Origin of the sequence: Arenibaculum sp., assembly GCF_035998295.1 — a bacterium.
Classification (GTDB): Bacteria; Pseudomonadota; Alphaproteobacteria; order Azospirillales; family Azospirillaceae; genus DASYHS01.
Map to the genome: position 1 here is coordinate 20,150 of NZ_DASYHS010000022.1, position 14,497 is coordinate 34,646.

The following is a 14,497-nucleotide window of genomic DNA, read 5'->3' on the forward strand; positions in this document are numbered from 1 at the left end:
CGGGGGACGGTTGAGATGAGCATCAAGTACACGAAGGACCACGAGTGGATCCGCGTCGATGGCGACACCGGCGTGATCGGCATCAGCGACTACGCCCAGCAGCAGCTCGGCGACGTCGTGTTCGTGGACCTGCCGGAGGTCGGCCGCACGGTCGAGGCCGGCGGGGAGGCCGCGGTCGTCGAATCCGTGAAGGCGGCGAGCGAGGTCTACGCCCCGGTCGCGGGCGAGGTGGTCGCGGTGAACGACGCGCTGGGCGACGACCCGGCGCTGGTCAACCGCGAGCCCATGGGCGGGGGCTGGTTCGTCAAGCTGCGGATCACCGACGCCTCGGCGCTCGACGGCCTGATGGACGAGGCCGCCTACCAGTCCTACGTGGAAGGCTTGGCGTAATGCGTTATCTGCCCCTGACCGACGCCGACCGGCGCGGGATGCTGGCGCGCATCGGCGCGCCGTCGGTCGACGCCCTGTTCCGCGACGTGCCGGAATCGGCGCGCCTGCCCGGCCCGATCGAGGGCCTGTCCAACCACATGGGCGAGCTGCAGGTCGAGCGCACGATCGCCGCGATGGCCGCGAAGAACGTGCCGGCCGGCAGCGTGCCGAGCTTCCTGGGCGCCGGCGCCTACCGGCACCACGTCCCGGCCTCGGTCGACTACCTGATCCAGCGCGGCGAGTTCCTGACCTCCTACACGCCCTACCAGCCCGAGGTCACGCAGGGCACGCTGCAGTACCTGTTCGAGTTCCAGACCCAGGTCGCGCTGATCACCGGGATGGAGGTCGCCAACGCGTCGCTCTACGACGGCGCCACGTCGTGCGCCGAGGCGGTGATGATGGCCAACCGCCTGACCCGGCGCTCGCGCGCCGTGCTGTCGGGCGGCCTGCACCCGCACTACCGCGACGTGACGGTGACGAACGCGCGCTTCACCGGCTTCGAGACGGTGCAGATGCCGGCCGCACCCGAGGGCGGCGAGGACCTGATGGCCCAGGTCGACGCCCGCACCTCGTGCGTCGTCGTCCAGAACCCCGACGTCTTCGGCCAGGTCCGCGACTATTCGGAGCTGGCGGAGGCCTGCCACGCCAAGGGCGCGCTGCTGGTCGTCGTCGTGACCGAGGCGGTGTCGCTCGGCCTGCTGGCCTCGCCGGGCGAGATGGGGGCGGACATCGTCGCGGCCGAGGGCCAGTCGATCGGCAACGCGCTCGGCTTCGGCGGCCCCTATGTCGGCCTGTTCGCGACGCGTGAGAAGTTCCTGCGCCAGATGCCCGGCCGGCTGTGCGGCCAGACTGTCGACGCCGAGGGCAAGCGCGGCTTCGTGCTGACGCTGTCGACCCGCGAGCAGCACATCCGGCGCGAGAAGGCGACCAGCAACATCTGCACCAACAGCGGGCTGTGCGCGCTGGCCTTCACGATCCACCTGACCCTGCTGGGCGAGGCCGGCTTCACGCGCCTCGCGCGGATCAACCACGCCAACGCGGTGCGGCTGGCGGGCATGCTGTCGCGCGTGCCCGGGGTCGAGGTCGTGAACGACGCCTTCTTCAACGAGTTCACGCTGCGCCTGTCCCGGCCGGCGGCGGGCGTGGTCGACGCGCTGGCCGCGCGCGGCGTGCTGGCGGGCGTGCCCGTCTCGCGCCTGCATCCCGGCGTCGCCGAGCTCGAGAACCTGCTGCTGGTGGCGACCACCGAGACGAACACCGAGGCCGACATGGAGGCACTCGCCGCCGGCCTCGAGGAGGTGCTGAAATGAACAACCAGGGTCGCAGGACCGACACCGGCACCCCGGACGCGGCGTCCGGGTCGGCCACCATCAGCGGCAATCGCGGCCTCGTGCTGGAGGAGGCGCTGATCTTCGAGCAGGACAGCCCCGGCACGACCGGCGTCGACCTGCCCGAGCCGGAGGAGACCGGCCTCAGGCTGGGAGCGGTGCGCCAGCGCGGGCGCATCGGCCTGCCCGGCCTCGCCGAGCCGACGGTGGTCCGCCACTACACGCGGCTGTCGCAGAAGAACCACGCCATCGACATGGCGCTCTACCCGCTGGGCTCGTGCACGATGAAGCACAACCCGCGGCTCAACGAGAAGATGGCCCGGCTGCCCGGCTTCGCCGACCTGCACCCGATGCAGCCCATGAGCACGGTCCAGGGCGCGCTGGAGCTGATCGACACGCTGGCGCATTGGCTGAAGACGCTGACCGGCATGCCGGCGGTGGCGATGTCGCCGGCGGCGGGCGCGCATGGCGAGCTGTGCGGGATGATGGCGATCCGCGCGGCGCTGATCGAGCGCGGCGAGGCGCACCGGCTGCGCGTGCTGGTGCCCGAGAGCGCGCACGGCACCAACCCGGCGACGGCCGCCTCGCTCGGCTTCACGGTCGATGCGATCCCGGCGGACGCGACCGGCCGCGTCGACCTCGCCGCACTGGAGGCCAAGCTCGGCCCCGACGTCGCGGCGATCATGCTGACCAACCCCAACACCTGCGGGCTGTTCGAGCGCGACATCGTGCGCATCGGCGAGCTGGTGCATGCGGCGGGCGCCTATTTCTACTGCGACGGCGCCAACTTCAACGCGATCGTCGGGCGCGTGCGGCCGGCCGATCTCGGCATCGACGCGATGCACATCAACCTGCACAAGACCTTCTCGACCCCGCATGGCGGCGGCGGGCCGGGCTCGGGCCCGGTGGTCCTGTCGCAGGCGCTGGCCCGCTTCATGCCGTTCCCGCACGTCGTCCACGACGCCTCGGGCTTGCGCCTGGTCGAGGGGCCCGGGGACGGGCCCGGGGAGGGGGCGACGGGGGCCGAGTTCGGCCGCCTCAAGGGCTTCCACGGCCAGATGGGGATGTTCGTCCGCGCGCTCTCCTACATGCTGAGCCACGGGGCGGACGGGCTGTGGCAGGTGGCGTCCGACGCGGTGCTGAACGCCAACTACCTGCTGGCGAGCCTGAAGGACGTCATGACCGCGTCCTTCGAGGGGCCGTGCATGCACGAGGCCCTGTTCGACGACCGGTTCCTGAAGGACACCGGGGTCAGCACGCTCGACTTCGCGAAGGCGCTGATCGACGAGGGCTACCACCCCATGACCATGTACTTCCCGCTGGTCGTGCACGGCGCCCTGCTGATCGAGCCGACCGAGACCGAGACCAAGCAGGGCCTCGACGACTTCGTCGCGGTGCTGCGCGGCCTGGCCGAGCGGGCGAAGGCCGGGGACGCGGAGCATTTCACCGGCGCCCCGCGCTTCACGCCGCGCCGCCGCCTCGACGAGACGGCCGCGGCACGCAAGCCGATCCTGCGCTGGCAGCCCGACCAGCCGTACCAGGAAGCCGCGGAGTAGGGGACAGAGCCTCCCTCCCGCCCGCGGCCCGGGCGGGAGGGAGGCGCCTTGCGGCTGGATACTCAGGGCAGGCTTCTCAGGGCGTCGTGCGGTCGCCCTCGCCGAGTTCGCGCTGCATCAGGACGACGTCGAGCCAGCGGCCGAACTTGAAGCCGACCGACGTCAGCGTGCCGACCCGGCGGAAGCCGAGGGCGGAGTGGACGCGGATCGACGCCTCGTTGGCGCTGTCGCCGATCACCGCCATCACCTGGCGCACGCCCAGCTTCCCGCATTCGTCCAGGAGTGCGGCGAGCAGCAGGCGGCCGATCCCGCGCCGCTCCTGGCCGGCGGCGACGTAGACGGAGTTCTCGACCGTGTACCGGTAGGCCGGACGCGGCCGGTACGGGCCGGCATAGGCGTAGCCGACCACCACCCCGTCGCGCTCCGCCACCAGATAGGGCAGGTTGCGGGTGGTCACGTCGCGCCAGCGGCGCGCCATCTCCTCGATCCCGGGGACCTCGAGTTCGAACGAGGCGCTGCCGTGCAGGACCTGGGGGGCGTAGATATCCAGCACCGCCCCGAGGTCGCCTTCCTCGCACGGGCGGATCGTCACCTGGCTGCTGTCCTGCACGTCTTCCACTCCGCAAACGTATCGCAGTTGCGAGCTTGCCCCGCTGCCAAGCGGAAATGAAGCCCCTTCTCCGCTCCAGGCTCCCAAGGACGTCGCGCGCTCAATGGGCGTGACGTTCCTGCACGCCCAGCGCGATCGGGAACTCGACCCGGCGGCGCTCGAAGTCGTCGATCAGCAGGTCGACGGCCGCGAGCCAGTGCCCGGCCAGGGCCAGTTCCGGCCCCTCGTGGCGGAACGTGCCGGGACCGGTCCGGTCCATGGGCCGGACGATCTCCTCGATCCCGAGGCCGGGACTGCTCAGGCGCAGCGTGGCCTGCTGCGGGTCGAAGGGGGCGCCGTCGGCCCCGGTGATCCGCACCACGACCTCGTTCGTCCCCGGCAGGCCCGGCGAGACCGTGAGGGCGAGGGCGAGCGGCCCGGTCGAGGCCGTGGCCGTCACTTCCCCGATCGGCCGCGGCGGCGGGTTGACGCTCGTCATCGCGGCGGTGGCGGCGAAGACGCCCAGCGCGAGGACGATCTCGGCGCCGATCGAGCGGCGCAGCCGGGGCAGCGCGCGGCGGTCGGACGCCAGTGCCGGCACCAGGCGCCACCGGTTCGCCGCGGCGAGCGCCAGCATGCCCCCGACCAGCAGGATTTTCGCGCACAGCAGCCGGCCATAGGCCGTCGCGGCCAGCGCCTGCCATCCGCCGACGAGGGCCGCCGCGACGATCAAGCCGGCGAGGACGAGCACGGGGACGGCGACGAGGGCGACGGCCGAGAAGCGCGCCATCAGCGGGCGCACGGCCGGCCCGTCGCCCGTGCGCGCCGCGTGCAGCAGCGGCCACAAGGCGCCGATCCAGAACGAGACGCCCAGGAGATGGACCGCCAGCAGCGCCGGCAGCCAGGGCTGGTCCGCGGACGCGGCATGGGCGACCGTGTGCCCCGTGGCGCCGAAGGATGCCGCGACCGCCACGGCGCCCGCAACGCCGGCCGGGACCGTCGCGCGCGGGACGGCCGCGCCGAGCGCCAGCAGCGCCAGCCCGCCGAGACGCAGGGCCGAGGCCGGGTCCGGCCCGGCGGCGGTCCAGTCGGCGGCCCGCGCCAGCACCGCGGAGCCCGGCCCCCCGCCGTCTAGAATGGCGCGGGCGGCCGTTGCGACCGCCATGACGGCGGCCGTGGCGAGCGCCGTCGCGGCGAGCGCGAAGCGGCGGACCGCGGCGGCGTCGACCGCCGGCTGCCTGCCGAACAGCGCCAGGAACAGCAGCGCTCCCGCCGCGGTCAGGCCGGCGGCGAAGGCCACGGCCCGGCCGGCCGCGTGCAGGGTTCCCCACGCGTCCGCGGCGGGGACCGGGACCGCCTCCTCCGCCCCGTCCGCCCCATCCACCGATCCCGGCCCGACCGAAAAGGCGATCGAGCCCGACACCGGGTGCCCGTCGATAGAGGACAAGCGCCAGCTCACCGCGTAGCTGCCCGGCCCGAGCGCGGGCAGCCGGGCCGCGATCCGGTCGGCGGCGCCCGCCTCGGGGACGAGCGCCGCCGCGATCCCGCCGGTGCCGGCGAGACGCAGCGCGTGGAGGCGAACCGGCTCGTTGAAGCGCAGCTCCACCCGCGCCGGCGCGCTCGCCAGCCGCTCGCCGTCGGCGGGGGTGGCCTGCAGCAGGACGGCATGCGCCGCCGCCCGGCCGGGGGCCGAGACGGCCAGCACGGCCAGGACCAGGACCAGGAGCCGCACCGCGAGGAGGAACGTGCCGGACCGTCCGGGCACCGGCTATCTCGCCGGGTCGGTCAGGCGCAGCGACGGCGCCGGCTCGGCGAGCGCGTCCGGGTCCTGGCCTTGCGCCGGGATCTCGATCCAGCGGTGCTCGCCCTGTACGCAGGTCTGGATCACGGGGACGTGCAGGACGGCGCCCGGGGTCTCCGGCAGGCGGGCCCGGAACACGAACTCGTCGTAGTGCTCGTCCAGGAGGGGGCCGCCGCTCCAGCGGATCTCCGTGACGCCCTCCGTGATCGTCCGCCCGTGGCTGACATAGGGGGTGGCGAGCGGCCCGCGCACGGCCTCGACCTCCCAGCCCGGCTTGGGCATGGGCTTCGCCGACACCATCCCGTCGGGTACCCGGACCCTGATCTCCCGGGTCGGGGAGCCCTCGCAGCCGTGCCCGACCTGGAGCACGGCCCGGTAATAGCCGCCCGCCGGGGCCTCCCCGGCCTGCAGCGTCACATGCGCCGCACCCGTGCCGGGCACGGCGGCGATCGCGGCCGCGAGCGCGGCCAGCGTCATTCTCGTCATGGTCTTCATTCCGCCTGTGGTCTCTGGATCGCGGCCGGCAGGGCGCCGGCCGCCGCAGGGTCAGGCGGATGGCGGCGGCGCCCGGGCGCGCACCCGGATGGCGAGATCGCGCAGGCGCGGCGGTCGCCGGCGGGGCGGCGGCGGCGATGCCGGGCGCAGCCGCGGCCCGAGGGCCGGCGCCGCCGGAGGCGGGAGCGAGGGGGCGTCGAACCGGCAGAAATGGCAGGCCTGCGCGCCGGCGTGGTGGTCGCCCCCGCCGCGCGGCGCCTCGTGCTCGGCAGCAGCGTGGGCCTGGGCGGGGGCGTGGGCGGCGTGACCGGCATGCTCGTAGGCGGGGGCCGCGTGCCCGGGGACGGCGAAGACGGGCAGCAGCAGCAGCCGCAGCAGGAACGCCGCCGCGACGAGCGACGCCACCCTTCCGGCCCATGTCCCGTTTCCGGCCATTCCCGATCCCCGCCGTTCCGCGATCATGGCCCCGCATCCCGGCGGCGATCAAGCCTCTCCCGGATGCGTCACGGTGGCGCGCCGGCCTCCGGCACCGGCACCCGGAGTGCCGGAACCCTGATCCTCGCGGTCTCGCCCAGGGCGGCGGGGCCGGGACGGTCGGCATCCTCGATCCGGGGCGGGGGCAGCAGGTAGCTTCCCGCCATGCCCGCGCGGGCCGCATAGGCGATCCGGAAGGCCCCGGCGCCGGCGGGCAGCTCGATCACGGCCGCGAAGCGGTTGCCGCGCACCTCCTGGTGGCGAACCGTGGAGAGCGGGCCCGCGGCGGCGGCCGGGTCGAGCCGCGTGCGCTCGACCACGAGCCCGGCCGACGGCGTGTCGGTCGCGAGCAGGCGGCGCGGCCCTTCGGGATCGACGCGGCCCTCGAGCACGACGACGACGCGCTGGTTCGGCCGCAGCCGCGCGGGGTCGACGGGTTCGCCCCGGGTGTCGAGGAGGCGCCTCGCGACGGGCGGCTCGCCGGGCTTGGCTTCGGCGGCCGCGGGATGGCCGGCCACGCCGAAGGCGACGTGCAGGGGGGCGGTCCCGGTATTGACCACCGCCGGGGGCGTCGCCGGATCGAAGGTGATGGACAGTGGCCGGTCGGCCGTGACCGGATTGCCGTCGACGCTGATCGAAACGGCGGCGCCGAGGCGGTCGATCGCCTGGTCCGCAAGGCGCAGCCACGCGGTTTCGCGCGCTCCCGGCGGCGGCCCGTCGGCGAGTGCCGCGCACAGCGACAGCACCTCCCGCTCCAGCCGGTCGCGCCCGGCGAGGCCGCTCTCGGCCAGCAGGGCCAGCGCCCCGGCGCGGTCGCGCAGGTCCTCCTCCTGGCCGGTCTCCTGCCCGGCCTCCCGGGCGAAGGCGGCGCGCGCGCCCTCGGCGTCGTCGAGCAGGCCGAGGGCCGCCGCCGCCTGGGCGCGGGCGAGGCCGGTCGGCAGGCGGGCGAACCGCGTCTCGACGAAATAGCGCACTTCCGCGGGATCGATGGCCCGCGCGCGCGCCAGCACGTACAGCGCATAGGCCTGGGCGGCCAGGTCGGCCTCGTCCAGCCAGGCGTCCTCGACCATTCCGGCAAGCCGCCCGATGCCCTGCTCGTAGGCGCGCTGGGGGACGCGCAGGCCGGCCTCGCGGGCCCGCGTCATAACGTCGAGCGCATGGGCCGTGAGCCACGGGTCCGCCGGGTCGGCGGCGGTCCAGGCGCCGAACGCGCCGTCCGGGCGCTGGGCGGCCAGCAGCCGGTCGAGCGCCTTCTGGACCGCCGGCCGCATCTCCTCGGGCAGGCCGGCGGCCAGCGGCAACACGGCCGCCGCGAGCCGCTCGGTGCCGATGGCGGCCTCCAGGGCGGCCACGTCGTCCGGCCCCGCCGTGTCGGTCGGCGGCGCCAGCCGGGGCAGCGCGCCCAGGGACAGCGTATAGCGCAGGCCGGACGGCTCCAGGCCGGCGGCGAGGTCCGCGGGCAGGGCCGGCGCCGCGCCGGGGGCGACGGTCCCGGCGGCGTGGCGCAGCACCGGCAGGTCCGGCCGCTCGACCGCAACCGCCCAGCTCCGGTCGAGGCGGAAGCCGTCCGGCCCTTCGACCTGGACGCGCAGCCGCCCGGCGCCGGCCTCGCGGGCGACGAGCCGGGCGGAGACCCGGCGTTGCGCGCCGGGTTCCAGCCCGGGGAAGGAAACGGCGCGCTCGCCGCCCGGCAGCGAGAGCACGCCCTCGGCCGAGAGCGTCATCCGCCAGTCGCCGGCGGCGTCCTGGACGTCGAACACCGCCTCGACCGTCGTCTCGTCGCCGGGTGCCAGCCGGCGCGCGACCCTGGCCTCGACCGCGACGGGGTCGCCGACCGCGAGCAGCCGGCCGCCCATGCCCATGTGCTCGGCGCTCCAGGCGACGGCGGTCACCCGCAGGACGCCGGCGAAGTCCGGGATCTCCACCGGCACGTCGACCGTGCCGCCTTCGCCGACCGGAAGGATGCCGGAGAACAGCGCGACCACCGGCTCGCCGATGGCCGGCACGCCGGCGACGCGCTGCAGCGCCGGCGGCTCGTCGCGCGCCTCGGCCGGCTCGGGCCCGTCCTCGGAGGGGGGCTCGATCAGATGGCCGAGGCCGTCGCGCAGCTCGACCGAGAGCGGGCGGCGGTCGAGCAGCAGGCCGGCCGGGTCGGGAGCCCGGTGCCTGGTCAGGTGCAGCACCGTCTCGTCGACCGCGGTGACCGTGACATAGGCGTTTTCGCCCCGTTCCAGGCCGCCGACCGTGATGGGGAGGGTCGTGGCGGCGCGGGGGCGGGCCTCCGTCGGCCCGCCGATCGCGACCTCAAGGGTGCGCGTCCACGGTTCCGGCCCGATCCAGGTGCGCCCGGTGGCCCGTCTGGGCGCGATCCGCTGCCGCGGCCCGGCCGGGGCGAAGGCCGTCGCGATCACGTGAACGCCGGCCGACCAGGACGGGTCGAGCGGGATGTCGAGGAACTCGCCCTCGGGCCCGATCGCGACGGTCGCGGCATGGCGTATCCGCCCGTCGGTGACCGTGATCAGCACCTGGCCGGCATAGGGCGGGCGGACGAACACGCGGGCCGTCTCGCCCGGCGCGTAGTGGGGCTGCATGGCCGTCACCTCGACCAGGTCGGGGCGGATGCCCGCGACCGGCCCGACCCACCAGCCGGCGGAGAACCGCACGCTGGATGCCGCGCCGGAAGCGGGATCGAACACCTCGAACCGGTAGCGCCCGGCCGTCACCGGCAGCTCGATCCCGGCCGGCCCGTCCATCCCGACGTCCAGCGTCCCGCCGTTCAGGCGGCGCTCCTCGATCTCGATCCGGTAGTCCCAGCGGCCTTCGGTCTCGAACCAGACCGGCTCGTGCACCTCCTCGAACAGGTCGTAGCGCAGCCCGGTGCGGGCCATGGGCTCGCCCCGGGGGTCGAGCGTCACGACGTCGAACGCGGCCGTCGTGCCTTCCGGCACGGCGTCCCCGGGGAAATGCGGCCGGATGCCGATCGCGACCGGCGCCGCGTGGACCGGCAGAACCGTCGTCGCCCAGGCCGTGCCGCCGGCGGGATCGAGCAGCCCGGCGCGGACCTCCGCCTCGAGCGGATGGCTCGTCTCCGGCAGCACCGGCGGCGGGATCTCCAGCCGCGCCGTCCCGTCCGCGCCCGACACGAACGCCGGCAGTTCCGCGCGGGCCGGCTCGAACGTCTCCTGTGCCAGGCCGAAGCGGAAGTCCGGGTGCGCGGGGAAGGCGCCGTCCGCGCGCCGCAGCGTGATCGAGAGCTCTCCGTGCAGGCCTGCCGCCGCCGCCCCGTAGGCGTAGCGGCCGTGCAGCGATACCGCCGCCCCGGAGCCGGGCGCCAGCACCGCCCCCGACGCTTCCATGTGGAGGTCGATGCGCGGGGGCACGAAGTCCTCCACCCGCAGCCGGGCGGTCCCGAGCGGCGGCGCCGCCGGATCGAGATGCACCGCCACCGTCCACTCCCCGGTGGCGGCACCCGCCGGCAGCGGCAGGTTCGCCGCGAAGCCGCCCGCGCGGCCTTCCTCCAGCGTGAACCGCTCGACCTCGAACCCGTCGGGCCGGACCAGCGCGAGAACCGGCCGGGCATCGGCGACCGCGCGCCCGTCGGCGTCGCGCAGCAGGATGCCGACCCGCACCGTCTCGCCGGGGCGGTAGATGCCCCGGTCGGTGTGGACGAGCGCCGACGGCCGCGCGCCGTCGTCGATCCGGTCGACGAGGTCGAAGTCGGGGCCGGCGAGTTCCACGACGCCGAAATCGTCCCGCGGCCCGGTCGCGAAGACGGCGAGCGGGGCAAGCGCGCCCGTGCCGTCCAGCACGTCGGGCGGGAAGCGGGCGAGGCCGTCGCGCTGGGTGCGCGCGGTCGCGATCTCGGTCCCGTTGCGGGCGACCAGCCTCAGCTCCACGTCCTGCGCCGGCAGGGCGTCGGCGAGCGTGCGGGCGAACACGACCAGCCCGTCGCGCGCGATCAGCGTCGCCAGCCCCAGTTCCGTGACGACGAACCAGCGCGACGCGCCCTCCCCGGGGGCGGCAGGGCCGGCGTCCTGGCCGCCGTCCTGGCCAGCGTCCTGGCCGCCGTCCTGGCCAGCGTCCTGGCCAGCATCCTGGTCGGCCGCCGCCGCGCGCGCCACGTAGACCCCCGGCCCGAGCGTGCCGAGCAGCGCGTCGATCGGGAACGCCGTCACGACCGCCTGGTTGGGCTGGCCGCCGATCGCCATCTCGCCCTGCCACACGACCTCGCCGGCCTCCAGGGCCAGCCGGTCGGCCTCCTCGGGGATCAGCGACTGGGCCGCGCGCCCGACATGCAGCCGTTCGGCCATGGTCCGGTCGGTGATGCGCAGCACCTCGAGCCGGGCGCGCTCGACGTTGATCGTGCGCAGCGGCAGGCCGCCGGCGCCGATGCGCGACATCATGGCCCCGCCGCCCTGGAAGACGAGGCTGGGCGGCCGGTTCGGCACCTCGATCTCGCTGCTCGCGGCGGTGCCGAGGCGCGCGCCGTCGGCGCCGGGCAGCCCCGCGGCGAGGGAGACGCGGTAGCGCCTGCCGTGCTCGAAGCCTTCGAGGCAGAGCGTCCGCCCGCGCGCGACGGCGCCGAGCGTCACCGCCGGCTCCACCGCGACGAAGCGTTCCCAGGTCGTGCGCGGGGTCTTCTCCAGGTCCTGCGTGAAGGTGAAGCAGGCCTGCGGGACGTCCCGCTCCGCGACCACCTCGACCGAGGAGACGGAGAAGCCGGCGCCGGGATCGGCGCCGGCGGCCGGGGTGGTCCAGGAGAGGGTGGCCCCGGAGAAGGTGGCGAGGACGAGCGCCAGGGCGGGCCGGAGCGGACTCAGCATGGGAGGGGCGGCATTCCGGAGTCGGAAGGAGGAGAGCGGTCAGGCCGCCGGTACGAAATGGGCGGCCAGCCGCTTTACGGCGGTATCCAGCACGGCGTCCTGCTTGCAGAAACAGAACCTGACATAGCCTTCGACCGGGGACTGCGCGAAGAAGGCGCTGAGCGGGATCGCCGCCACCCCCGCCTCGACGATCAGCCGGCGGCAGAATTCCTCGTCGGTGCCGCGAAAGCCGGTCGGCCGGTAGTCGGCGATCAGGAAGTAGGTCCCCTCCACGGGCAGGACGCCGAAGCCGGCGCCGGACAGCCCGGCGGCGAGGCGGTCGCGCCGGGCCTGCATGTCGCCGGCGAGGCCCGAGAAATACGACGGGTCCTTGCGCAGCCCGTGCGCGACGCCGGCCTGGAGGTTGGGCGGCGTCGTGAAGGTCAGGAACTGGTGGGCCTTCGCGATCGGCTGGAGCAGTGCCGCGGCGGCGGTGGCGTAGCCGACCTTCCAGCCCGTCAGCGAGAAGGTCTTGCCGGCCGAGCCGATGCGCACGCAGCGCTCGCGCATGCCCGGCAGCGTCATCAGCGGGACGTGGCGCCGGCCGTCGAAGACGATGTGCTCGTAGGCTTCGTCGCATACCGCGACGGCGTCGTGGCGCTGCACGAACTCCGCGATCAGCTCCAGCTCCGCCCGCTCGAACACCTTGCCCGCGGGATTGAGCGGGTCGTTCAGCAGCACGACGCGCGTGCGCGGGCCGAACGCGGCCTCGAGGTCGGCGCGGGTGAACCGCCAGTGCGGCGGCTTCAGCGACACGAAGCGGGGCACCCCGCCCGCGAGCCGGACGATCGGCAGGTAGCAGTCGTAGAGCGGCTCGAACAGGACGACCTCGTCGCCCGGCCGGATCAGCCCCAGCAGCGACGCGGCCAGCGCCTCCGTGGCGCCCGAGGCCACCATGACCTCGGTCTGCCAGTCGGCCTCGATCCCGTAGAAATGCGCGCCGTGGGCGGCCACGGCCTCGCGCAGGGCCGGGATGCCCCACATGCTGGGGTACTGGTTGTAGCCGTCCAGCAGCGCGTCGGCGGCGGCCTGCAGGACGTCGGCCGGGCCGCGGTCGTCGGGGAAGCCCTGGCCGAGATTGACCGCGTCGTGCTGCTGCGCCAGACGCGACATCACCTCGAAGACCGTGGTTGGCATCCGGCTGAACAGGGGGTTGCCGACAGTATCGCTCATGGACGTGCCCGTGACGGAGGAAGACCGACTTTAGCCGGTCCCGGGCCGCGGGTCAGCAGCGCTTTTCGCACCGCCGCATGGATGGCCGCACGGATGGGGGACGACGTCCGGCCGGCGTCGACAGGACTGCCTCGGTGACGAGCCTCTCTACTCCGGCTGGGGCCCAGCCGGGCCCAACTCGGCCGGCGCCGCTCCCGGCGGAACGATGATAACCTGCGCGGGCGGCGCAGTTATGGTGACGGGAGGCTGGAACGCAACAGGTGAGGGTTCTGCCCTTATCCAGGACAATCCGCCAATGATGCCGCCGATGATGAGCGCCATGAGTGCGAGACCGATGCCCAACCCCGCGAACGTGTTGTTGGTCAGGTCGCGCTTGGTCGGCAATGCCGTGGTGTTCAGGACCAATGTCCTCAGATCCGTCTTGATCTCATCGAGATCCTTGCGGACGCGCTCGAATTCGACTTCCAACCGTGCGACACGCGTTTCCATGCCAGGATCATGGGGACCGCTGCCGCCAACGTCAATGGGCAGGCTGTTGACGGCGTCCTCGGCGTCCTCGGCGGCCCGTTCGGCGGCGCTCGCCACGAGCTTCAGGTGGCTACTCGCCGTCATCGATCCGCACCCCGAGCGTCGCCGCCAGACGTTTGACCTGGTCGAGCGCCGTCCTCATGGTTTCGAGGGCGTCCTTGTTCAGTTCGGGGTCCGCGAGCTTGATGCCGGCCTTCCCCAGACTCTCCTGCGTTCTCTACAAGATGGACGCCAGTTTGAACTGTGCCGCGCTGAGCTCGAACAAGGCGGAAACCAAGGTGTCTGCCGTCGCCGGATCTAGGCTCTTGTTCGGATCCATCTTCGTTCCATACTTGATGAAACAGCGCCCTGAACCGTCACGCGGCCAACACGGGCAGGGTGAGCGGATCCCGCGGACCAACCTGCTCAAAAGCAGAGTATATAGCTCATTCGCGTGTGTCGACTGATAGAGCCGACGCGTTCGATCCGTACTGCGAAGACTATGGCCCGATCAGGCGTCGCGCGGCTCCAGCGCGCCCTTGGCGAGCAGGACGTTGCCGCACATCCGCATCTCCCCCGTCACCACGACGGCGAAGGCGGCGCGCGCGCGCTCGTAGAAGGAGGCCCGGTCGAGGCGGCCGAGCGTCCAGCGGCCCTCCCTCTCGACCATGTCGAGGACGCGTTGGAACTCCGTGCATACCTCCGGGACCTCGTCGGTCTCGCCGAAGGCCGTCATGCGCGTCGCCGGCGTGTCCAGCATGTCGTCGAGCGGCAGGACCGAGAGGATCGCCTCCAGCGCGCGGGGCCCCGGCACCCCGTCGAGCCGGACGATCCGGGCGCCGATGGTGACGGCAGGGAAGTGGCGGTCGACGACCGCGATCTCGTCGCCGTGGCCCATCGCCGCGAGGACGTAGAGCAGGTCGGCGTGCAGCAGCGGGTCAAGTCCCTTGAGCATGGCGTTTCCTCCGGCAGGGGCATCCGATAACGCCTCCGGCCGCCCGGCCGTTGCTTCACCGGGACCGGTGCCGCCGGCGCCGCCTGCGGACCACGAGGATGGCCGCGGCGGCTGCGGGCGCCACGGCGACGCCCGCCGCGACGTAGCCGCCGAGGCCCACGCCCAGCGTGGCGGTCGCGACCAGCACGAGCAGGAGCAGCCCGGTGCCGAGCGCGACGATCGTCCGGTCGCTCATCCTGTCCCCCGAGATCCTCTGATGCCAGCGAGGCAATATGGGCCGCCGGACGCCGGCCCCGGGCGCGGCAAGCTGTCGCTCCGCGGGCGGGGG

General features: G+C 74.0%; 12 protein-coding genes. 3 read left to right on the forward strand and 9 right to left on the reverse strand.

The genetic code is table 11. The features are described from left to right. Positions 1 to 15 precede the first annotated feature (15 nt). Genes gcvH through gcvPB form a run of 3 tightly spaced genes read left to right on the forward strand, consistent with a single transcriptional unit; the run spans position 16 to position 3,313 of the window. Entirely contained in the window at positions 16 to 390 is a 375-nt protein-coding gene (gene gcvH / locus VGO20_RS01790; RefSeq protein WP_327500569.1) for a glycine cleavage system protein GcvH, read from the forward strand. Next, positions 390 to 1,739 (forward strand): aminomethyl-transferring glycine dehydrogenase subunit GcvPA, encoded by a 1,350-nt coding sequence (gene gcvPA, locus VGO20_RS01795; RefSeq protein ID WP_327500570.1) that lies wholly within the window; start codon positions 390 to 392, stop codon positions 1,737 to 1,739. The genes gcvH and gcvPA overlap by 1 nt, the downstream gene beginning before the upstream one ends. Beyond that, a complete protein-coding gene (gene gcvPB, locus VGO20_RS01800) occupies positions 1,736 to 3,313 on the forward strand; it encodes an aminomethyl-transferring glycine dehydrogenase subunit GcvPB (protein WP_327500571.1) in 1,578 nt (525 codons plus the stop codon). Before gcvPA ends, gcvPB begins: the two co-directional genes overlap by 4 nt. 76 nt (positions 3,314 to 3,389) lie before the next feature. On the opposite strand, the gene VGO20_RS01805 is transcribed toward gcvPB, so the two are convergent. The 9 genes from VGO20_RS01805 to VGO20_RS01845 all read right to left on the reverse strand — a co-directional run bounded on the left by VGO20_RS01805 (position 3,390) and on the right by VGO20_RS01845 (position 14,404). Then, the gene (locus tag VGO20_RS01805) at positions 3,390 to 3,923 is read right to left on the reverse strand and encodes a GNAT family N-acetyltransferase (protein WP_327500572.1); all 534 of its coding nucleotides are present in this window, start codon (positions 3,921 to 3,923) and stop codon (positions 3,390 to 3,392) included. 100 nt (positions 3,924 to 4,023) lie between these two features. Beyond that, the gene (locus VGO20_RS01810; protein WP_327500573.1) at positions 4,024 to 5,667 is read right to left on the reverse strand and encodes a copper resistance CopC/CopD family protein; all 1,644 of its coding nucleotides are present in this window, start codon (positions 5,665 to 5,667) and stop codon (positions 4,024 to 4,026) included. Positions 5,668 to 5,670: 3 nt separating this feature from the next. Next, a complete protein-coding gene (locus tag VGO20_RS01815) occupies positions 5,671 to 6,189 on the reverse strand; it encodes a YcnI family copper-binding membrane protein (protein ID WP_327500574.1) in 519 nt (172 codons plus the stop codon). A gap of 60 nt (positions 6,190 to 6,249) precedes the next feature. Next, on the reverse strand, positions 6,250 to 6,660 hold the full coding sequence (locus tag VGO20_RS01820; RefSeq protein WP_327500575.1) for a DUF2946 family protein: 411 nt from the start codon (positions 6,658 to 6,660) through the stop codon (positions 6,250 to 6,252). A 41-nt stretch (positions 6,661 to 6,701) separates the two neighbouring features. Next, a complete protein-coding gene (locus VGO20_RS01825) occupies positions 6,702 to 11,495 on the reverse strand; it encodes an alpha-2-macroglobulin family protein (RefSeq protein WP_327500576.1) in 4,794 nt (1,597 codons plus the stop codon). Positions 11,496 to 11,534: 39 nt separating this feature from the next. Then, complete coding sequence (locus tag VGO20_RS01830) at positions 11,535 to 12,707, reverse strand: aminotransferase (RefSeq protein WP_327500577.1); 1,173 nt, start codon at positions 12,705 to 12,707, stop codon at positions 11,535 to 11,537. 147 nt (positions 12,708 to 12,854) lie between these two features. Next, complete coding sequence (locus VGO20_RS01835; protein WP_327500578.1) at positions 12,855 to 13,319, reverse strand: hypothetical protein; 465 nt, start codon at positions 13,317 to 13,319, stop codon at positions 12,855 to 12,857. Between the two features lie 406 nt (positions 13,320 to 13,725). After that, complete coding sequence (locus VGO20_RS01840) at positions 13,726 to 14,169, reverse strand: RbsD/FucU family protein (protein ID WP_327500579.1); 444 nt, start codon at positions 14,167 to 14,169, stop codon at positions 13,726 to 13,728. A 55-nt stretch (positions 14,170 to 14,224) separates the two neighbouring features. Further along, a complete protein-coding gene (locus VGO20_RS01845; protein WP_327500580.1) occupies positions 14,225 to 14,404 on the reverse strand; it encodes a hypothetical protein in 180 nt (59 codons plus the stop codon). Positions 14,405 to 14,497: the final 93 nt, after the last annotated feature.

Bases quoted from the DNA above. Each gene is read 5' to 3' on its own strand.
- VGO20_RS01845 (WP_327500580.1), bottom strand. From the start codon at position 14,404: ATGAGCGACCGGACGATCGTCGCGCTCGGCACCGGGCTGCTCCTGCTC.
- VGO20_RS01825 (WP_327500576.1), bottom strand. From the start codon at position 11,495: ATGCTGAGTCCGCTCCGGCCCGCCCTGGCGCTCGTCCTCGCCACCTTC.
- gcvPB (WP_327500571.1), top strand. From the start codon at position 1,736: ATGAACAACCAGGGTCGCAGGACCGACACCGGCACCCCGGACGCGGCG.
- VGO20_RS01830 (WP_327500577.1), bottom strand. From the start codon at position 12,707: ATGAGCGATACTGTCGGCAACCCCCTGTTCAGCCGGATGCCAACCACG.
- VGO20_RS01835 (WP_327500578.1), bottom strand. From the start codon at position 13,319: ATGACGGCGAGTAGCCACCTGAAGCTCGTGGCGAGCGCCGCCGAACGG.
- VGO20_RS01820 (WP_327500575.1), bottom strand. From the start codon at position 6,660: ATGATCGCGGAACGGCGGGGATCGGGAATGGCCGGAAACGGGACATGG.
- gcvPA (WP_327500570.1), top strand. From the start codon at position 390: ATGCGTTATCTGCCCCTGACCGACGCCGACCGGCGCGGGATGCTGGCG.
- VGO20_RS01840 (WP_327500579.1), bottom strand. From the start codon at position 14,169: ATGCTCAAGGGACTTGACCCGCTGCTGCACGCCGACCTGCTCTACGTC.
- gcvH (WP_327500569.1), top strand. From the start codon at position 16: ATGAGCATCAAGTACACGAAGGACCACGAGTGGATCCGCGTCGATGGC.
- VGO20_RS01815 (WP_327500574.1), bottom strand. From the start codon at position 6,189: ATGACGAGAATGACGCTGGCCGCGCTCGCGGCCGCGATCGCCGCCGTG.